Annotated in this window: 20 protein-coding genes; 7 read left to right on the forward strand and 13 right to left on the reverse strand. The window is 64.9% G+C overall.

Features of this window, described 5'->3' with window-relative positions; genetic code table 11:
• Nucleotides 1–55 precede the first annotated feature (55 nt).
• Genes rsmG through AAG793_RS13400 form a run of 4 tightly spaced genes read right to left on the reverse strand, consistent with a single transcriptional unit; the run spans nt 56 to nt 3,475 of the window.
• Complete coding sequence (gene rsmG / locus AAG793_RS13385; RefSeq protein WP_341908912.1) at nt 56–730, reverse strand: 16S rRNA (guanine(527)-N(7))-methyltransferase RsmG; 675 nt, start codon at nt 728–730, stop codon at nt 56–58.
• Nucleotides 730–2,712, reverse strand: coding sequence for a tRNA uridine-5-carboxymethylaminomethyl(34) synthesis enzyme MnmG (mnmG, locus tag AAG793_RS13390; protein WP_341908914.1), 1,983 nt, complete (start codon nt 2,710–2,712; stop codon nt 730–732). Before mnmG ends, rsmG begins: the two co-directional genes overlap by 1 nt.
• Entirely contained in the window at nt 2,709–3,239 is a 531-nt protein-coding gene (locus AAG793_RS13395; RefSeq protein WP_341908916.1) for a type II toxin-antitoxin system VapC family toxin, read from the reverse strand. The genes mnmG and AAG793_RS13395 overlap by 4 nt, the downstream gene beginning before the upstream one ends.
• Entirely contained in the window at nt 3,233–3,475 is a 243-nt protein-coding gene (locus tag AAG793_RS13400; RefSeq protein WP_341908918.1) for a type II toxin-antitoxin system Phd/YefM family antitoxin, read from the reverse strand. The genes AAG793_RS13395 and AAG793_RS13400 overlap by 7 nt, the downstream gene beginning before the upstream one ends.
• A gap of 96 nt (nt 3,476–3,571) precedes the next feature.
• Here AAG793_RS13400 and AAG793_RS13405 point away from each other — a divergent pair, with 96 nt between their 5' ends.
• Nucleotides 3,572–4,183, forward strand: a complete 612-nt coding sequence (locus AAG793_RS13405; protein ID WP_341908919.1) for an NAD(P)H-dependent oxidoreductase — start codon at nt 3,572–3,574, stop codon at nt 4,181–4,183.
• 9 nt (nt 4,184–4,192) lie between these two features.
• Here the strand turns inward: AAG793_RS13405 and AAG793_RS13410 are convergent, their stop codons facing one another.
• From AAG793_RS13410 to AAG793_RS13430, 5 genes are all read right to left on the reverse strand, one after another.
• On the reverse strand, nt 4,193–4,495 hold the full coding sequence (locus AAG793_RS13410) for a hypothetical protein (RefSeq protein WP_341908921.1): 303 nt from the start codon (nt 4,493–4,495) through the stop codon (nt 4,193–4,195).
• 3 nt (nt 4,496–4,498) lie between these two features.
• Nucleotides 4,499–4,753, reverse strand: a complete 255-nt coding sequence (locus tag AAG793_RS13415) for a MoaD/ThiS family protein (RefSeq protein ID WP_341908923.1) — start codon at nt 4,751–4,753, stop codon at nt 4,499–4,501.
• Between the two features lie 25 nt (nt 4,754–4,778).
• The gene (locus AAG793_RS13420; protein WP_341908925.1) at nt 4,779–6,077 is read right to left on the reverse strand and encodes an FAD-dependent oxidoreductase; all 1,299 of its coding nucleotides are present in this window, start codon (nt 6,075–6,077) and stop codon (nt 4,779–4,781) included.
• Nucleotides 6,078–6,174: 97 nt separating this feature from the next.
• Nucleotides 6,175–8,022: an aldehyde ferredoxin oxidoreductase family protein gene (locus AAG793_RS13425; RefSeq protein WP_341908927.1), complete on the reverse strand. Its 1,848-nt coding sequence runs from the start codon at nt 8,020–8,022 to the stop codon at nt 6,175–6,177.
• A gap of 18 nt (nt 8,023–8,040) precedes the next feature.
• Nucleotides 8,041–8,517, reverse strand: coding sequence for a 4Fe-4S dicluster domain-containing protein (locus AAG793_RS13430; protein ID WP_341908931.1), 477 nt, complete (start codon nt 8,515–8,517; stop codon nt 8,041–8,043).
• 310 nt (nt 8,518–8,827) lie between these two features.
• Between AAG793_RS13430 and AAG793_RS13435 the strand changes: the two genes are divergently transcribed.
• A complete protein-coding gene (locus AAG793_RS13435; RefSeq protein WP_341908933.1) occupies nt 8,828–9,826 on the forward strand; it encodes a tripartite tricarboxylate transporter substrate binding protein in 999 nt (332 codons plus the stop codon).
• 8 nt (nt 9,827–9,834) lie between these two features.
• On the forward strand, nt 9,835–10,113 hold the full coding sequence (locus AAG793_RS13440) for a YkgJ family cysteine cluster protein (RefSeq protein WP_341908936.1): 279 nt from the start codon (nt 9,835–9,837) through the stop codon (nt 10,111–10,113).
• Between the two features lie 16 nt (nt 10,114–10,129).
• On the opposite strand, the gene AAG793_RS13445 is transcribed toward AAG793_RS13440, so the two are convergent.
• From AAG793_RS13445 to AAG793_RS13460, 4 genes are all read right to left on the reverse strand, one after another.
• On the reverse strand, nt 10,130–10,984 hold the full coding sequence (locus tag AAG793_RS13445; protein ID WP_341908938.1) for a transglutaminase family protein: 855 nt from the start codon (nt 10,982–10,984) through the stop codon (nt 10,130–10,132).
• A gap of 21 nt (nt 10,985–11,005) precedes the next feature.
• Complete coding sequence (locus tag AAG793_RS13450; RefSeq protein WP_341908940.1) at nt 11,006–11,284, reverse strand: hypothetical protein; 279 nt, start codon at nt 11,282–11,284, stop codon at nt 11,006–11,008.
• Entirely contained in the window at nt 11,281–11,466 is a 186-nt protein-coding gene (locus AAG793_RS13455; protein ID WP_341909130.1) for a DUF1328 family protein, read from the reverse strand. The genes AAG793_RS13450 and AAG793_RS13455 overlap by 4 nt, the downstream gene beginning before the upstream one ends.
• 284 nt (nt 11,467–11,750) lie before the next feature.
• Nucleotides 11,751–13,133: an AsmA family protein gene (locus AAG793_RS13460; protein ID WP_341908942.1), complete on the reverse strand. Its 1,383-nt coding sequence runs from the start codon at nt 13,131–13,133 to the stop codon at nt 11,751–11,753.
• A gap of 169 nt (nt 13,134–13,302) precedes the next feature.
• Here AAG793_RS13460 and gstA point away from each other — a divergent pair, with 169 nt between their 5' ends.
• From gstA to AAG793_RS13480, 4 genes are all read left to right on the forward strand, one after another.
• Nucleotides 13,303–13,911, forward strand: coding sequence for a glutathione transferase GstA (gstA, locus tag AAG793_RS13465; protein WP_341908944.1), 609 nt, complete (start codon nt 13,303–13,305; stop codon nt 13,909–13,911).
• 108 nt (nt 13,912–14,019) lie between these two features.
• A complete protein-coding gene (locus AAG793_RS13470) occupies nt 14,020–15,129 on the forward strand; it encodes an alkene reductase (protein WP_341908946.1) in 1,110 nt (369 codons plus the stop codon).
• Between the two features lie 379 nt (nt 15,130–15,508).
• Nucleotides 15,509–17,086 (forward strand): ABC transporter substrate-binding protein, encoded by a 1,578-nt coding sequence (locus AAG793_RS13475; RefSeq protein WP_341908948.1) that lies wholly within the window; start codon nt 15,509–15,511, stop codon nt 17,084–17,086.
• Nucleotides 17,087–17,200: 114 nt separating this feature from the next.
• The gene (locus tag AAG793_RS13480; protein ID WP_341908950.1) at nt 17,201–18,181 is read left to right on the forward strand and encodes an ABC transporter permease; all 981 of its coding nucleotides are present in this window, start codon (nt 17,201–17,203) and stop codon (nt 18,179–18,181) included.
• The last annotated feature ends 1 nt before the right edge of the window (nt 18,182 follow it).

Consider the following 18,182-nt stretch of genomic DNA (forward strand, 5'->3'; position numbering starts at 1 on the left):
ACGTCAGGCCCCTACGTCCCCTAGCCCACTCTGGCCAGAAACGGCTGGCGTAAGCCTAAACCGTGGTTTTTTGACGCAGCCAGACGATGCAGCGCTCGGCATCCAGCCCCGGAATCCGCAACTGTTCCACGTGAAACATGGTCACGTCGGCAGGCAGTGCGGCGAGTTCATCGTCGGGGTGCTTGCCCTTCATCGCCATCCACACCCCCTGCGGCGCCAGCGCGCTGGCAGACCAGCGGGTGAAATCCGGCAGCGAGGCGAAGGCGCGGGAGCAGATCACGTCGAAGGGTTCGGTTGCTGGCGGGGTGATGGTTTCAACCCGGGCATGCAGGCCATGCAGATTGGGCAGCTTCAGCGCCAGCGCGGCCTGCTTGATGAAGGCGGCTTTCTTAGCCACCGTGTCCACGCAAGTCACTTTCACATTCGGGCAGCAGATCGCGAAAACGACGCCGGGCAGCCCCGCACCCGAGCCGACGTCAAACAGACGAGCGGACGTCAGACCAGCCTGCGCCAGATACCGCCGCAGCGGCAACACCGCCGCCAGGCTGTCGAGCAGGTGATGGGTCATCATTTCTGCCGGGTCGCGCACCGCCGTCAGGTTGTAGACCTGCGTCCATTTGCCGATCAGGTCCTGATAGGCAAGCAGGCTGCTGACCTGCTCTTCGCTCAGCTCCAAGCCAAGCTCGGCCAGACCGGCCACCAGCGTGGCCCGCAGATCTGCGCCCGCCATCAGACCCGGGCCTGTTCTGCGGAGGCTGGCACCTTGTTCTTCCAGAGGTTCTTTTTCAGGTGCACCAGCAGCAGCGAGATGGTGGCCGGGGTGATGCCCTGAATCCGCGACGCCATGCCCAGCGTTTCGGGCCGGTGCTTGGCCAAGGTTTGCCGAGCCTCGAAGCTCAGCGCGCTGACCTGAAGGTAGTCCAGGTCGGTCGGCAGTTTGAGGTTCTCGTAGTGCGCGGCGCGCTCGACTTCGGTCTTCTGCAGGTCGATGTAGCCGGCGTACTTGGCGGTGATCTCGATCTGCTCAATGACGCCCTTGATCAAAGTTTTTGCCATGTCGTCGCTGGCCGCCATCTCGGCAGCGAGCACCGGATTGGCGTACTTGCCCTCCTCCAGCGACATCAGTCCGGCGTAGTTCACATCGGGGCGGCGCAGCAGGTCGAGCAGGTTGTATTCGCGCTCAATCGACTTGCCCAGCACCCGCTCGGCCTCAGCCACCGGCAGGTTGTTCGGGTTCACCCAGATGGAGCGAAGGCGCTCTGTTTCACGTGAAACAGCGTCGCGCTTGCGGTTGAAGGCGTCCCAGCGGGCGTCATCCACCAGGCCAAGCTCGCGGCCTTTTTCGGTCAGGCGCATGTCGGCGTTGTCCTCGCGCAGCATCAGGCGGAACTCGGCCCGGCTGGTGAACATGCGGTAGGGCTCGGTCACGCCCTTGGTGATCAGGTCGTCCACCAGCACGCCGAGGTAGGCCTCGTCGCGCTTGGGCAACCAAGCCTCTTTGCCTTGGCATTGCAGCGCCGCGTTCATGCCGGCGAACAGGCCCTGGGCGGCCGCCTCTTCGTAGCCAGTAGTGCCATTGATCTGGCCGGCAAAGAACAGCCCGCCAATGGCCCGGGTTTCAAAGCTGGTTTTGAGCGCCCGAGGGTCGAAATAGTCGTACTCGATGGCGTAGCCCGGCCGCAGGATGTGGGCGTTTTCCATGCCGGCCATCGAGCGCACCAGCTCGTACTGGATGTCAAACGGCAGGCTGGTCGAGATGCCATTGGGGTAGATCTCGTGCGTGGTCAGGCCTTCCGGCTCCAGGAAAATCTGGTGGCTTTCCTTGTCGGCAAAGCGGTTGATCTTGTCTTCCACGCTGGGGCAGTAGCGCGGGCCGACGCCGTCGATCTTGCCGGTGAACATGGGGCTGCGGTCAAAGCCGGAGCGGATGATCTCGTGCGTGCGGGCGTTTGTGTGGGTGATCCAGCAGGGCATCTGCTTCGGGTGGGCAATGCCCCCGCCCATGAAGCTGAACACTGGAACCGGCCCGTCGGTACCGCCCGGCATGCCATCGCCCGGCTGCTCGATGCATTTGCTGAAGTCAATCGTGCGGCCATCAATGCGTGGCGGCGTGCCGGTCTTCAGGCGCCCCTGCGGCAGTTTCAGCTCCTTGAGGCGCGCACTCAGCGACGCCGCAGGCGGGTCGCCCGCCCGGCCGGCCGCGTAGTTGTTCAGGCCCACATGAATCTTGCCGTCGAGGAAGGTGCCCGCCGTCAGCACCACCGTGCGTGAGCGGAAGCGGATGCCGACCTGCGTCACCGCGCCAACCACGCGGTCGCCCTCCACCATCAGGTCATCGACTGCCTGCTGGAACAGCCACAGGTTGGGCTGGTTCTCCAGCATGCGGCGGATGGCCGCCTTGTACAGAATGCGGTCGGCCTGTGCCCGGGTGGCGCGTACGGCCGGCCCCTTGGAGCTGTTGAGAATGCGGAACTGGATGCCGCCCTCGTCGGTCGCCAGCGCCATGGCGCCGCCCAGTGCATCGACCTCTTTTACCAGGTGGCCCTTGCCGATGCCGCCAATCGAGGGGTTGCAACTCATCTGCCCCAGCGTCTCGATGTTGTGGCTGAGCAGCAGCGTCTTGCAGCCCATGCGGGCCGCAGCCAGCGCGGCCTCGGTGCCGGCATGGCCACCACCGACCACGATCACGTCAAATTCCTGTGGGTAAATCATGCTGCCATTCCTGTTGCGGCAACATCGCTGTCGCCCTGAATCAACTCCGTCTGCAGTCCCATGCCGCGCGCGGCCTGTGCCTGGCGCCGGTCGGCCGTCACAAACAAGTCCACCCGTGCCACCAAAGCACTGCCGACGTGCAGCGCATCCATGCCGCGCAGCGGGCCGTGCTCCATGGCGGCAAAGGCGAAACGCTCCACATGGCTGTCCAGCGGCACCCGGATCATGTCTGCCACATCGCTTTGTGCCGCTGTCCACACACGGTCAAACTCGGCCGGTGGCAAGTTGCCTTCACGCCGGCGCCGCAGCAGCGCCGAAGCCAGCTCCGTCTGACAATGCGCCGCCACCAGCAACTCACCTGCCATCTGAAACAGCGCAAGTACGCGCTCACGCCCCGGCTCGGACGCATACCGCTTGGTCAGCGCCGAGGCATCGAACATCAGGCGCATGTCGCCATCCCTGGCCACCGCCCGCGTGGCGACCACGGCCGGATAGGCGCGCTCAGATTTGCCGGCCCGGCTCACCATGGCGCTTCGTCCCGTTCATCCAGCACCGCTTGCGACAGCGACACGCCAGGTGGCAATTGCACCGGCTCAAACGGCTGCTTCCAGCTCGGCAGGCGCGTCTGCGCCTCAGCCTTCAGCGGCACCAGTTCAGCCACCGGCTTGCCGTGGCGAAGGATGCGCACAGTCTCGCCCTTTTCCACCAGATCAATCATGGCGGAAGCATGGGCGCGGAATTCGCTCAAGGGAATGGTGTGCATTTTGTACAAAACTATTGATTTCGTACATTTTACCGCACTCGACACCCTTTGGGCAGCGCACCGCCAAGCCCTCACCCACTGTGTTGAAATCGCGCGATGAACACGCCCACCACCCCGACCCATTCGGTACCCAAGCTGCTGGTCTTTGCCGGCAGCACCCGCGCCAAGTCTTTCAACCGCCAGCTGGCCCATGCCACCGCCGACATGGCCCGCGCCAGCGGCGCCAGCGTCACCCTGCTGGAGCTGGGCGAGCTCGACATCCCCATGTACAACGCCGACCTCGAAGCGCAGGGCACGCCGCCCGACGTGATGAAGCTCAAGCAGATCATGTTCGAGCACCCGGCCTGGATCATCTGCTCGCCCGAATACAACGGCAGCTACACCGCCCTGCTGAAGAACACCATCGACTGGGCCTCCAGCCCCGTGAAAAGCGACCCGGCCTGGCAGCAAGGCTTCAAATCCTTCACCGGCAAGGTGGTCGGCGTGCTCAGCGCCTCTACCGGCGCCCTGGGCGGTTTGCGCTCACAAAGTCACCTGATGCCGCTGCTGCTCAACGCACAGTGCTGGGTCGCTCCCAAGGCCTTTGCGCTGGGCCGTGCTGGCGAAGCCTTTGACGCCTACGGCAAGTTGGTCGACGAGACGCACCGCAAGAATGTGCAGGCGGTGATTGATCAGGTGTTGTTTGCGGCGGGACGATTGGCCGGCTAACGCCCTGACTCATCCCCCACCCCTCTGCATATACAGATCAAAGCGCTTCATGAACACATAGCGCTGCGCGTCGTCCAGTCCGCTGAACGCAAAGCGCACATGCAGCCGGGGAATGCGGGCGAGGCCGCCCAGCAGGCGCGGTTCGCCGGTCTGCCATTCGATCCTCAAGGTTCCCGGCTCAATCTGCACCTGCACTGATGCACCCTCGCGCTGCCATGGGTGGCTGCCGATGGCGGCGGGCAGCCAGCCCAGCCATTCGGCTTCGGTGCAGCCCATCTCGCGGTCAAACGCCGCCGCGTAAAACGACTGCAAGCACTACCCCCCGGCAATCGGCGGCCAGATGGCCAGCACGTCGCCTTCGACCAGCGTGCGCGTCAGGCGCTGCTCGGGCTGGATGTAAGTGCCATTGACCAGTACCAGGTGCACCAGCTTTTGCGGCAGACCGAAGGGCTCGATGATCTGGCTGATGGTGGCCTCGGGTGCCACGTCAAGCTCAACCACGTTGCTGCGGCGCGACTCGGGCGGCAAATAGTCGGTGAGCGTAGCGAACAGCTTGAAGGTGATTTTCATGACGGATGTGCAAATACCGTGGCGATCAGCGCCGCCGCTGGTCGGCCGCACCGGTCCATTCGCCCTGCCCCTGCGCGCTGCCCAGGTACGCCTCCATCAGCTTGGTCGGGTCCTGCTTGAGCACGTCTTTCCACGGCCCGAGTTTCACCGCGCCCTCAACCAGCCCGCGCATCACGCCCACGTGGTCGGTCCAGCCGACGCTGTTGCAGCCGACCATCACATCGCCGTTGAACTGCAGGCTCAGATGCCGGCCCATGCCATTGACGGCGCTTCGGTCGGTCAGCTCCACGCCCTCGCCGCCGGGGACGCCCTCCCAGTTGCCGAAGCTGGTGGAGATCAGCCCCAGCGTGTCGAGCACGTTGATCTGGGTCACGCCGCGCAGGTTGGCGCGCTGGCCCACCATGTTCAGCGCCGCCACGCGCGCCTGCTCGGCCGCATTCGGCTGGATGGCGCTGACAATGGTTTTGCCGCTCACCTTGTCAAACGCTTCGGCGCAATCGCCCGCCGCGTAAATGCCGGGCACATTGGTCTGCAGGTGTTCGTCGGTCAGCACGCCCTGCAGGCAGGTCACGCCGGATTTTTCAAGGAACGCGATGTTGGGCCTGACGCCGGTGGCGCTGATCACCAGATCGGCCTCCACCGTCTGGCCACTGGAAAGGCGCACCTTCAGCGGGCCGCCCTTGCCCGACGCGTCAATGCCTTCGACCTTGGTGCCGGTAAACACCTTCACGCCCTGCGTCTCGCACCACTCGCGGATCATGCCACCAGCCGTGGGGCCCATCATGCGCGGCACCATGCGGTCACCCATCTCCACCACGCTCAGTTCCACGCCGCGCTGCTTGAGCGCCTCCATGATGATGCAGCCGATGAAGCCTGCGCCCATCTGCAGTACGCGGGCGCCGGGCTGGGCCAATGCCATGATCTGGCGCGCGTCTTCCAGCGTCCAGCAGGGGTGCACGCCGGCGCTGTCCATGCCGGGAATCGGCGGGCGCATCGGGCGCGAGCCGGTGGCGATCAGCAGCTTGTCAAAGGCCAGCGTCTGGCCGTTGTCGAGCAACACGGTTTTCTTGGCGGCGTCCATCGCGCTGGCGCAGGCCGTGACCTGTTTGATCTTGAGGTCGGCAAAGTGGCTGTCGCTCTTGCGCAGGTAGGTGCCGCGCTCATCGATGTTACCCATCAGCAGATAGGGAATCGCCATGCGTGAATACGGCGGCTCCTTCTCGTCACCGACCAGCGTGATAGTGTCGTGGGGCGCGTGCTTGCGGATGGTTTCCGCAGCAATCACACCGGCAGGGCCTGCGCCCAGAATGACGTGGTGGGTCATGGCAATGGCTTTCTCAAACAGTCAACTTGAACGTGACAAGTAAAAAGGGTGGGCCTGCATGCAGTGCCCACCCGTGTTCATCACCCAGCGGCGGGGATCAGAGCCCCAGCCGCTCCCGCGTCGCCTTGGTCGGCACGCCTTCAGCGTCCCAGCCGCGCGCGGCATAGTACTTGGGCAACATCTCGGCCAGCATGTTGACCTTGCCCTTGGCGGGGCCGGTCTTGGCGGCTTCAGTCAGCAGGCGCTTGGGCAGCGAGTCATCGGCCTTGGTGAAGCCGGCCGCGTTGTTGAACTCGCGCTCCATGTTCCAGATGCGCTCGCCAATTTTTTCCAGCTCTTCGGTGGTGTACTGCTCGCCGCAGGCCGCCTGCAGCTGCGGCGCCAGATCGGCCAGGCCCCAAGCGAAGGTGGTGAACACACACAGGCCCGACGAATCGAACGCAGCCGTCGCATCCTGGAAGGCCTTGACCAGCTCGGGCTTGCCTTCGTGCTCCAGCGGATCGGTCTTGACCGGAATGCCCAGCACCTCAGACGCAATCGTGTAGCCGCGCAGGTGGCAGCCGCCACGGTTGGAGGTGGCATAAGCCAGGCCAATGCCCTGAATCGCGCGGCCGTCGTAGGCGGGGAATTCCTGGCCCTTGGACGACATCGACAGATCGGGGTGGCCGTACTTGGCGGTCAGGCGCTTGGAGCCCTGACCGATTTCCTTGCCAAAGCCACGTCCGTTGACGGTTTCTTCCACCAGAAACGCCAGCGCTTGCGCCGAGCCGAACCGCGCCTCGATGCCAACCTGCTCCTTGGTGAGCACGCCCATTTCATAGAGCTCCATCACCGCGCCGATGGTCGCGCCAAAGCTGATCGGGTCAATGCCTTCCTCGTTGCAGATCAGGGTGGCGTATTGCAGCGCCTCCAGATCCTTCACGCCGTTGGCCGCGCCCAGCGCCCAGGCCGCTTCGTATTCCAGGCCGCCCGAAGCGCCCCAGTACTGCGGCTTGTTGGCCACGGTGAAGTGGCCGGCGTCCATCTTGCTGATGCGGCCGCAGGCAATGGTGCAGCCAAAGCAGGCCTGGTTGGTCAGCAGCTGGGCCTTGCCGTCGGTCTCGCGCGGCGTGGCCATGGCTTCGGCCGAGATGTCTTTGGCGCCTTCAAACTGCACATCCTGGTGGTTGCGGGTCGGCAGGCCGCCGACTTCGTTGATGACGTTCATCAGCACCTGGGTGCCGAACTTCGGCAGGCCCTGGCCGGTGACGGCGTTGTCGTGCAGGATTTTCTTTTTCTCGAAGGTGACCTTCATGAAGGCCTTCGGGTCGCGGATGTTGCCCACGCCAATCGTGCCGCGCACCGCAATCGCCTTGAGGTTCTTGCTGCCCATCACGGTGCCCACGCCCGAGCGGCCGGCGGCGCGGTGCAGGTCGTTGACCACCGCCGCGTAGAGCACGCCGTTCTCGCCCGCCTTGCCGATGCTGGAGACGCGCATCAGCGGGTCCTGCAGGCCCTTCTTGAGCATGGCTTCGGTTTCCCAGACGCTCTTGCCCCACAGGTGGGTCGCGTCACGCAGCTCGGCCACGTCGTCGTTGATGTAGAGGTACACCGGCTTGGGTGACTTGCCCTCGAAGATGACCATGTCCCAGCCGGCCATCTTCAGCTCGGCGCCCCAGTAGCCGCCCGAGTTGGAGCAAGCAATCGCGCCGGTCAGCGGGCTCTTGGTGATGACGGTGTAGCGGCCCCCAGTGGAGGCCATGGTGCCGGTCAGCGGGCCGGTGGCCCAGATGATCTTGTTGTCTGGCGACAGCGGGTCCACCTTCGGATTGACTTCCGAGGTGAGGTACTTGCTGCCCAGACCGCGCGAACCGAGATAGCTCTCGGCCCACTGCATGTTGAGGGGTTCAGAGGTGACAGTGCCAGCCGTGAGGTTGACGCGGAGGATTTTTCCAGCCCAGGACATGTATGTGCTCCTTCAAACTCAGATGGAAGACGGCTGGTTGCCCAGCTTGTCGGCCCAGGCCTGCATCTTGTCCAGACCAGTCCAGTTGGCGTCGATGAAGGTGATGGCGCCGGTCGGGCAGGCTTCGGCGCAGGCCGGCTCGCCGCCGCAGAGGTCGCACTTTTGCACCTTGCCGGTTTCCTGCACATAGTTGATGGTGCCGAACGGGCAGGCGATGGTGCAGACCTTGCAGCCCACGCAGGTGCTGTCGTTCACCACCTTGGCGCCGGTGAGCTTGTCCATGGTGATGGCCTCGACCGGGCAGGCATGCAGGCACCAGGCTTCGTCGCACTGGGTGCAGGTGTAGGGCACCTTCTTGCCGGTCTCGTGGAAATCGAACACCTTGATGCGCGACTTGGCTGGCGCGAACACGCCGTAGTTCTCGTAAGAACACGCCATCTCGCACTGCAGACAGCCGGTGCATTTCTCCGGGTTGATGTGCAACACTTTTTGCATGCCGATCTCCTTGGGGTAATGGCTGCGGCCACGGCAACTACAGCGCACCGCGCCCACAGGCCTTGCCTATGAATGACTCTGCATACGATTGTTCGGTTGCGCTCTGGCGCGGCCCCTAGGGCAAACCCTGTGCGGCCTGCGGGAATTCTCAAAATGCGACAGCCCGTGCCCTGTGTGCTGACACATCCGCTGACACATCGGCCGGCATGCCAGGTCCCGCAACCCCCGTGCAAGCCCGTACCTGCTGCGCGCCGCAAAGGCCTGCAAAAAGCCTACAGTCGGGGTTTCAAGCCATTACAGGGAGACACCCATGAACCAGTCCATCAACCGTCGCCAGGTCATCCAGACCGCTGGCGCCCTCGCCGCCAGCACCGCCCTGCCAGGCCTGTTGACCAGCGCCCACGCGCAAGCCGCCTGGCCCACCAAGCCCATCCGCCTACTGGTGCCCTTCGCACCGGGCGGCAGCTCGGAAATCGTGGCGCGCTCGGCTGCCGGCGAGCTGAGCAAAAGCCTGGGCCAGAACGTGTTTGTCGAGAACAAGCCCGGCGCCAGCGGCAACATCGCCATGCAGGAATGCGCCGCCTCCACCGACGGCCACACCATCATCCTCGGCCACATCGGCACCATGGCGGTGAACCCCTACATCTACGACAAGCTCCCCTTCGACACTGAAAAGGACTTCAAGCCGATCTCGCTGTTGGCCAAGGTGCCCAGCCTGTATGTGGTCAACGCCGACGTGCCGGTGAAGAACCTCAAAGAGTTCATCGCGCTGGCCAGAGCCAAGCCCGGCCAGCTCAACTACGGCTCAGCAGGCAACGGCAGCGCCGGGCATCTGGCGTTTGAATACCTCAAAATGGCCACCGGCATCTTCGTGCTGCATGTGCCCTACCGCGGCACCGGCCCACAGCTCACCGACCTGCTGGCGGGCCGGCTCGAAGCCGCCAGCGTGGGCGCGCCGGCGATTCTGGGCCACATCAAGGCCGGCAAGCTGCGTTGCATTGCCACCGGCACCAAGGACCGCCTGCCCCAGCTGCCCGATGTGCCCACCGTGGCCGAAAGCGGCTTCCCCGGTTTCGAAATGACGCAGTGGTACGGCCTCAACGCGCCGGCCAACATGCCGCAGGCCCACATCGACCGCATCGCCGACGGCTGCGCCAAAGCGATGCGCAACGCGCAGGCCACCGAGCGTCTGCGCGGCGACACCGCCCTGCCCGTGGGCGACACACCGGCGCAGTACGCGGCCTTCATCAAGACCGAGCAGACGCGCTGGAAAGAGGTGGTGGCGCGGGCCAAGATCAAACCGGACTGATTGCTGCCGTGAACTGCCGCCCCGGCTGCGGTGCCTGCTGCATCGCGCCCTCCATCAGCTCTGCGATTCCCGGCATGCCGCACGGCAAGCCGGCCGGTGTGCGCTGCGTGCAGCTCGATGCCGACAACCGCTGCCTGATCTTCGGCCAGCCGGAGCGCCCGGCGGTCTGCAGCGGACTGGCCGCCTCACTGGACATGTGTGGCTCCGACGAGGACGCGCGGGCGACCGGCAACGCCCATGCGCTCCGTTATCTGGACCGGCTGGAGCTGCTGACCACGCCGCCCTGAGCTGTCAGAGACAGCGCTAGCCGGCCGTCAACAAACGCGCCGGGGCGGCCGACACGGAGCGCGGCATGACAGCCAGCGCCTGGGCGTCGCCTTCCACCACACGCATGTCCTTGCGCAGCATCTGCACGCCGCCAAAGATGGTAGCGAAAGCCACGTCCTTGGCATCGCGCCCCGTGCCGACGCGCACCAGCCGGTCGATGGGCGCCATGCGCGTGGCATCGAAGAGCACCCAGCGCCCTTCCAGCCAGGCTTCGAACACTGCGTGAAAGTCTTCTGGCGGATCGGCAAAGTGCACATAGCCGACCACCAGCCGCGCGGGGATGTTCAGGGCGCGGCACAGCGTGATGCCCAGATGCGCGAAGTCGCGGCAGACACCGGCGCGGTGCACAAACACCTCCTGCGCCGTGGTGGTGGAGTTGCTGAAGCCCGGCAGGTACGCAATCGAGTCGTGAATCCACGATTCGATCGCACGCACCCGGCCAATGCCCGGCGGCAAATGCCCAAACAGCTGCTGCGCCGCACGGCTCATCACGTCCGACTCGCAATAGCGGCTGGGCATCAGGTAGCGCAGCACATCGTCAGGCACTGTTGTCACCGGCGCCTCGTCGAGATGCAGCGGAATCGCCGGCTGGTGCAGCTCCACCGTCGCGTGGTAGTTGACCGACAGCACGCCGGGCGGCGCGTCGAGGCGAAAGAAGCGGTTGCCGTTGCGCTCGTCTGAAAAGCTGCGCACCTTCATGCTTGGCGTGATGGTCAAGCGCTCCTGCACCACGCAGTGGCCGTCGTCAAACGCCGCCTCGATGTGAAACAGGAAATGGGCGGGGGCGCTGACCTGGTATTCCAGCAGCAGGTCGATCACGGTGGTGTGCATGGGGTGGGGGAATTCAGAAAATCAAAGTCGGGTTCGGGGCTGGCGGTGCGCCTGCGACTCCAGCACAAACCAGTGCTGGCAGGTGACCCACACAATGCGTGCGGCACGCTCCAGCACATCGGCCGACTGCACCGCCCGCTGACGGGCACGCAGGCGACACACCAGCAGCAGCTCGGCCACACCGGCCTGCAGCCGCATCAGCGCACGGCTGCCGCGCGTGGCCGGCAAGGCAGGCAGCAGAGCCGGCGCGGTAATGACGGCGCGAGTGGATTCCTTGGGATGGTGCTTCGGGTCTGTCACTTGAGCACCTTCTTCACTGCACCCACTCCGAGTGCGGCCAGCACCACAAAGATGACGGCGAGGATGAGGAAGAAGCCGAACAGCACCTTGGCAATGCCGGCCGCACCGGCGGCCACACCACCGAAGCCGAGCGCGCCGGCAATCAGGGAAATGACGGCAAAAATAATCGCGTACTTGAGCATGGCGGTCTCCTGTTCATCGCGCCCCGATGCAGCCAGCGCCTGCTGGCGGTCGGGGGAATTACAGAGTTCGAACGACAAGTCACTGCGATATGGCAATGCGTGACGTCCGTCGGGCGGGTCAGGCAAGTCGTGCTGCCCCTTGGCTCCATGCTAAAAGCCAGCAGCGCCACAGCCGCTCAGCAGCGCCCGCATCGACCTGTAGGACATGGCCGTCAGGCCGGTCTGGGTGGGTTGCTGAAGGTAACTCGGCGTAACGCTTTGCAGCGAAGCGTCGCGTGGTGAGCTTATTTGCCGAACAGCCCGCGCAAACCTTCACCCATGCGGTCGCCAATGTTCGCGCCGGCACCCGTGCCCACGCCCGGCAGCAATGCAGTACCGATGGCCGCACCCACCAGCGCCGACCGCGAGAGGCTCACCTCTGGCTTGTCGATAGTTCCGCCCACCGTGAGTGGCACGCCGACCGCACCACCGAGCGCGCTGCCCACCTTGGTGTCGCCGGCAACGGCCACTGTGACGCGTCCGCTCAGCGCCTTGGCGGGCGAAATGGCCACGCTGCCGGTGGCGCTGAGCGCACCGGAGCTGGCCACCAGATTGCTCAGCTGCACCGCCTTGCCCTGCGTCGTGACCTGCCCGGCCAGGGTGTCGATGCGGGTCTGCCCGCCGCGGCTGATGCCCACCGTCTGCACCGCCTTGGCCAAATCAATGCCGTCCAGCACCGCGTTGCGCACCGTGAAAGTGGTCTGCGTCTGCAGGGCTTCGGCCAGCGCCGCCGTGCTGGCCGCCCGCCCCTGCAGGGTGGTCGTGGCATCCAGCAAACCGGTGAGTGTCTTGCTCGGCGCGGTGAGCGCCGACACCTCGACGCCCTGCGTCTTCAGTTGCCCCTTGAGCACCCACACACCGCCCTGCGGTCCGCGCCCTTCGGCGCCCGGCGCACGCTGCAGACCCAGCGGGCCTTCCACCGTGCCACCGCCCACATTGACCTTCAGGACCCATTCATGCCCCGCGCTGGCCAGGTCAGGCGCCGCCTCCTTGCGCACCAGCGTGGCCTGCAGCCCCTGCGGATGGCCCTTGAGCAATTTGAACGTGGCGTTGTCCGGCAGCCCGTCGCTGCCAAGCTGTGCGTCGGCCTGCACCGTGGTGCGGGCGCCCGCCACACTGACCCAGGTCACGTCATCCAACACCGTGCGGCGCGGCAGAAAAGCCGCCACCGCCGCGCCCGCCTCCGCACCGCCTGCATCGGTCGCAGGCGTGGGCGGCTTGCCGCCTTTGGGGGCCGCTGCGGGCTCCGGAGTCTTCTTCTGCATCGCCAGCATCACCGCATCGACGCCGCGCTGCGGAATCACCGCGCGGCGCACCAGCAGCGTCGCCACCTCCAGGCGGCCCGAGAGCAATGGGCGCCACAGCGGGCGCACCTCGACACGGCCCACGGTAATGGGCGCGGCGGTCTTCACCTCGATGCCGCTGAGCGCCACCGCCGGCAGCGGCCACACGTCCACCGCAATGTTGCCCAGCGCCACCGGCACACCCAGTGCGCTGGAGGCCTCGCGCTCCAGGCGGCCGCGAAAGTCGTCGGTGCCGATCCAGCGGTGCAGCGTGAAGGCCGTGGCCGCCAGCAGCAGCATCAGCGCCAGCGCGGCAATCACCAGCCATTTGAAAACCTTGGTCATGCCACTATTGTGGCGCGTTGTGATGCGGTAACCGCTCGCAAGCGGCCATGGGCAACGCACTGCAAGGATGACGCAACCCGGCTAGCATCACCGCTTCGCTCACCAGTTTCACGGCGGCTGGCGCCTGCGTTGGCTGCCTTTCCTACCTTTCCTGCCAAGGAGTCTTTCCATGAAGCTTTACTACTCGCCCGGCGCCTGCTCGCTGTCGCCCCACATCACGCTGCACGAGTCTGGCCTGAAGTTCCAGCACATGCTGGCGCCCACCAAAACCCACAAGCTCGAAGACGGCACTGACTACTACACCATCAACCCGCTGGGCTATGTGCCGCTGCTGGAGCTCGACGACGGCACCCGCCTCACCGAAGGCCCGGCCATCGTGCAGTACATCGCCGACCTGGTGCCCGAGAAAAAACTGGCGCCCGCCAACGGCACCTTGGCGCGCTACCAGCTGCAGTCGTGGCTGACCTTCATCGGCACCGAACTGCACAAGGGCTTCAGCCCGCTGTTCAACGCCGCCACACCAGCCGACTACAAGCCCATCGTGATCGACCGCCTGATGTCGCGCCTGAAATGGGTCGATGCCCAACTGGCCGGCAAACAGTACCTGATGGGCGAGACCTTCAGCGTGGCCGACCCCTACCTCTTCACCGTGACCAACTGGGCCCCGCGCGTGGGTGTGGACATCTCGGGCTTTGCCAACATCGCGGCCTTCCGCGAGCGCATGGCGGCCCGCCCGGCCGTGCAGGCCGCGATGAAGGAGGAAGGCCTCATCAAGTAAGCAGTTGTTTCGCCGCAAAGCCCCTATCACGAACCGAGCAGCCCGTGTTGTGCGCAGTCATTGCATGACGCGCACACTACGCCCTCTTTCGTTCTTAGGGAGCTTTCCATGACCACACTGTTCGACCCCACCCACGCGGGCGATCTCGCACTGGCCAACCGCATCGTGATGGCGCCGCTGACGCGCAACCGCGCGCCCAACGCCATCCCCACACCGCTGATGGCCGAGTACTACGCCCAGCGCGCCTCGGCCGGCCTGCTGATCACCGAGGCCACCGCCATCAGCCACCAGGGCCAGGGTTATGCCGACGTGCCAGGTCTTTACGGCACCGAACAGCTTGACGGCTGGAAGCGCGTGACGCACGCGGTGCACGAAGCCGGCGGCAAGATCGTGGTGCAGCTCTGGCATGTGGGCCGTGTCTCGCATACCGACCTGCAGCCCGACGGCGGCCAGCCGGTGGCGCCCTCAGCCATCACCGCCAAAACCAAGACAGTGCTGCTGAAAGACGGCGCGCCAGTATTTGTCGACACCTCCGAGCCGCGCGCGCTGAAGGCCGAAGAACTGCCCGGCATCGTGCACACCTACCAAGTGGCGGCGCGCAATGCGGTCGAGACCTGCGGCTTTGACGGCGTGGAAGTGCACGGCGCCAACGGCTATCTGCTGGACCAGTTCCTGCGCGACGGCTCCAACCAGCGCACCGATGACTACGGCGGCAGCATCGAGAACCGCGCCCGCCTGCTGCTGGAAGTGGTGCGCGCCGTGACATCGGCCATTGGTGGTGGTCGCACCGGCATTCGCCTGTCACCCGTCACGCCGGCCAACGATGCCCGCGACAGCAACCCGCAGCCGCTGTTTGAATACGTGGTGCGCGAGCTGGCGTCGCTGAACCTGGCCTACATCCACATCATCGAAGGCGCTACCGGCGGCCCGCGCGAGCTGCCCGATGCACCGTTTGACTACGCGGCGCTCAAGGCCGCCTATCGCACCGCTGGCGGCAAGGGCGCCTGGATGGTGAACAACGGCTACGACAAGGCACTCGCCGAAAAAGCCGTGGCCAATGGCGCCGATCTGGTGGCATTTGGCGTGCCCTTCCTGGCCAACCCCGATCTGGTGGAACGCCTGCGCAAGAGCGCCGCGCTCAATGCGCCGGACAAGGCCACCTTCTATGGCGGTGGCGCCAAGGGCTACACCGACTACCCGACGCTGAAGGCCGCCTGAGCTGATGTGATGACGGGCTGACCCCCACAGGCTGACCTAGGGGTGCAGGGCCGGCGCAAGCCTTCCAGCGCCGCCCATCACACACCTCATCGCCCACCTGGAAGGTGTCTCCTGCACGACACCGGCGGCCATCCCGAGCGCCGGGTGAAACGGGCCTGTTGAGCGGGCCCAGCTCCAGTGCGTGCTACGTTTAGATGAGCGCCCGACTGTGTCAGACATTGACGAATCGCAATTTTCCTGCCGGTGGCGCCTGCCATCGGACTTCCCGGCGCCGCAACGCATAGGCAGGGGCAAGGACATGGGGTAAGCACCGTGCTTGCACCGGGAACGTTTGTTGCATAGTCCTTTTTTGTCATTCACTCAGTCAGGTAACACGCCCATGAAACTCACCCGCAGCTCCATCGCTCTGTGTGTCTTGCTCGCTCTCGGCACCAGCACGGTGCAGGCCAAAACCTTCAAATGGACCAGCGCCAGCGACATTCCGACATGGGACATCCATTCGCAGAACAACGCCCTGGGCAACAGCGTCCACTCTGCGGTGTATGACTCGCTCGTTTTCTACAACAGCCGCACCTTCAAGCCGGAGCCCGTGCTGGCGACGAGCTGGAACCAGATGACGCCCACGCAGTTGCGCATCACGCTGCGCAACAACGTGAAGTTTCATGATGGCACGCCTTTCACCGCCGATGACGCCGTGTTCTCGCTCGAACGCGCCATGGGCAAGAACTCCAACTACACGGTCTACACCCAGGGCATCACCAAGGTCGTCAAGGTCAACAACAACACCATCGACATCATCACGGCCGGCCCCAATCCGGTGCTGATCAACCAGCTCACCGAGCTGCGCATGATGAGCAAGGCATGGGCAGAAAAGAACAACTCCGCCACGCCCAAAGACATCAAGACGCCCGAAGAAAACTTTGCGCACCGCAATGCCAACGGCACCGGTCCGTTCATGCTCAAGGAGTGGCAGCCCGACCAGAAGATCGTGCTGGTCAGAAACCCCAACTGGTGGGGCAAGGCCGAAGGCAATGTCACCGAGGTGGTTTACACACCGGTGAAGGCCGTGGCCACGCGCATGGCCGCCTTGCTCTCGGGCGAGGTCGATCTGGTGCTTGACCCAAGCCCGCAAGACCTGCCACGGGTGCGCTCCAACCCCGACCTGAAAGTGCTCGACGGTATTGAAAACCGCACCATTTTCTTTGGCATGGACCAGTTCCGCAACGAACTGGTGGGCAGCAACATCAAGGGCAAGAACCCGCTGAAGGACGTGCGCGTTCGCAAGGCGCTGTACCAGGCCATCGACATGCCGACCATCGCACGCGTCGCGCTGCGTGGCCAGGGCCAGCCCACCGGTGCGCTGGTGGCGCCGCAGGTGGCGGGGTGGACCGAATCAGTTCACGCGCGCTTCCCGTTTGATGTGGCTGCCGCCCAGAAGCTGCTGGCCGACGCCGGCTACAAGGACGGCTTCGAGGTGGACTTTGCCTGCCCCAACAACCGCTATATCAATGACGAGCAGATCTGCCAGGCCGTCACGGCCATGTGGGCGCGCGTCGGGGTGAAAGCCAAGCTGCGCACGCTGCCGCTGGCCACCTATTTCCCGATGATCCAGCGCTACGAGGCCAGCATCTACATGCTGGGCTGGGGCGTGCCGACCTTCGATGCGCTGTACTCGCTGCAGTCGCTGGTGCGCACGGTGGGCACGGGCGGTGACGGCAACTACAACGTGGGCCGCTACAGCAACCCCAAGCTGGACGCCATCATTGACCGCTCCAAGACCGAGACCGACCCGCTGATCCGCGCCCGCCTGCTGACCGAAGCGCTGACCTTGTCGAACGAAGATGTGTCCCACCTTCCGCTTCACAACCAGATCATCCCCTGGGCCATGAAGAAGAACATCGACGTCGTGCACCGCGCCGACAACCGGCTTGACTGGCGCCTGATCAAGGTCAACTGACCTACTGCGCCTGACCTGTTGACCCCTAGCCCCCCAGCCGGACCGCGCCCCCTGGCGGTACCGGCTGGTTCATTTCTGTGTGCACCCCGGCGGGTCTGGCCTGCCTGAATCACGATGCTTGCATTCATTCTCCGGCGACTGGCGCAAGCCGTCGTCGTCATGGTCTGCGTGGCGCTGATCGCCTTCATGCTGTTTCAGTATGTCGGTGACCCGGTCGTTTTCCTGCTGGGGCAGGACGCCACGCCCGAACAGGTGCGCGCGATGCGTGCCGAGCTCGGGCTGGACCAGCCCTTTGTGGTGCAGTTCTGGCACTTCCTGATGAACGCCGCGCAAGGCGAATTTGGCATGAGCCTGCGCCAGGGCACGAAGGTCTCGCGCCTGATTGGCGAGCGCCTGCCGGCAACCCTGGAGCTCGCCCTGATGGCTGGCGTGCTGGCCCTGATGGTGGGCATTCCCATGGGCGTGTATGCAGCACTCAAGCGCGGCTCCTTCATCAGCCAGCTGTTCATGACCGTCTCGCTGCTGGGGGTCTCGCTGCCCACCTTCCTGATCGGAATTTTGCTGATCCTGGTGTTTGCCGTCACGCTGGGCTGGTTCCCCAGCTTTGGCCGCGGGCAAGTGACACAGCTGGGCTGGTGGAGCACCGGGCTGTTGACGGCGAAGGGCTGGCAGCACATCACGCTGCCGGCGATCACGCTGGCGATTTTCCAGCTCACGCTGATCATGCGGCTGGTGCGCGCGGAAATGCTTGAAGTGCTGCGCACCGACTACATCAAGTTCGCGCGCGCACGGGGCCTGACCAACCGGGCCGTGCATTTTGGCCATGCCCTGAAGAACACGCTGGTGCCCGTCATGACCATCACCGGCCTGCAACTCGGCGGGCTGATCGCCTTTGCCATCATCACCGAGACGGTGTTCCAGTGGCCCGGCATGGGCCTGCTGTTCATCCAGGCCGTGACCTTTGCCGACATTCCCGTGATGGCGGCCTACCTGTGCCTGATTGCGCTGATCTTCGTGGTCATCAATCTGGTGGTGGACCTGCTTTACTTTGCCGTCGATCCGCGCCTGCGCGTTGAAAAGCCGGGCGGACACTGAT

Source organism: Polaromonas sp. YR568 (genome assembly GCF_943372955.1).
GTDB lineage: Bacteria > Pseudomonadota > Gammaproteobacteria > Burkholderiales > Burkholderiaceae_C > Polaromonas.

Coding starts and splice junctions, on each gene's coding strand:
- rsmG (WP_341908912.1), bottom strand. CDS start 730: ATGGCGGGCGCAGATCTGCGGGCCACGCTGGTGGCCGGTCTGGCCGAG.
- mnmG (WP_341908914.1), bottom strand. CDS start 2,712: ATGATTTACCCACAGGAATTTGACGTGATCGTGGTCGGTGGTGGCCAT.
- AAG793_RS13395 (WP_341908916.1), bottom strand. CDS start 3,239: ATGGTGAGCCGGGCCGGCAAATCTGAGCGCGCCTATCCGGCCGTGGTC.
- AAG793_RS13400 (WP_341908918.1), bottom strand. CDS start 3,475: ATGCACACCATTCCCTTGAGCGAATTCCGCGCCCATGCTTCCGCCATG.
- AAG793_RS13405 (WP_341908919.1), top strand. CDS start 3,572: ATGAACACGCCCACCACCCCGACCCATTCGGTACCCAAGCTGCTGGTC.
- AAG793_RS13415 (WP_341908923.1), bottom strand. CDS start 4,753: ATGAAAATCACCTTCAAGCTGTTCGCTACGCTCACCGACTATTTGCCG.
- AAG793_RS13420 (WP_341908925.1), bottom strand. CDS start 6,077: ATGACCCACCACGTCATTCTGGGCGCAGGCCCTGCCGGTGTGATTGCT.
- AAG793_RS13425 (WP_341908927.1), bottom strand. CDS start 8,022: ATGTCCTGGGCTGGAAAAATCCTCCGCGTCAACCTCACGGCTGGCACT.
- AAG793_RS13430 (WP_341908931.1), bottom strand. CDS start 8,517: ATGCAAAAAGTGTTGCACATCAACCCGGAGAAATGCACCGGCTGTCTG.
- AAG793_RS13435 (WP_341908933.1), top strand. CDS start 8,828: ATGAACCAGTCCATCAACCGTCGCCAGGTCATCCAGACCGCTGGCGCC.
- AAG793_RS13445 (WP_341908938.1), bottom strand. CDS start 10,984: ATGCACACCACCGTGATCGACCTGCTGCTGGAATACCAGGTCAGCGCC.
- AAG793_RS13455 (WP_341909130.1), bottom strand. CDS start 11,466: ATGCTCAAGTACGCGATTATTTTTGCCGTCATTTCCCTGATTGCCGGC.
- AAG793_RS13460 (WP_341908942.1), bottom strand. CDS start 13,133: ATGACCAAGGTTTTCAAATGGCTGGTGATTGCCGCGCTGGCGCTGATG.
- gstA (WP_341908944.1), top strand. CDS start 13,303: ATGAAGCTTTACTACTCGCCCGGCGCCTGCTCGCTGTCGCCCCACATC.
- AAG793_RS13470 (WP_341908946.1), top strand. CDS start 14,020: ATGACCACACTGTTCGACCCCACCCACGCGGGCGATCTCGCACTGGCC.
- AAG793_RS13475 (WP_341908948.1), top strand. CDS start 15,509: ATGAAACTCACCCGCAGCTCCATCGCTCTGTGTGTCTTGCTCGCTCTC.
- AAG793_RS13480 (WP_341908950.1), top strand. CDS start 17,201: ATGCTTGCATTCATTCTCCGGCGACTGGCGCAAGCCGTCGTCGTCATG.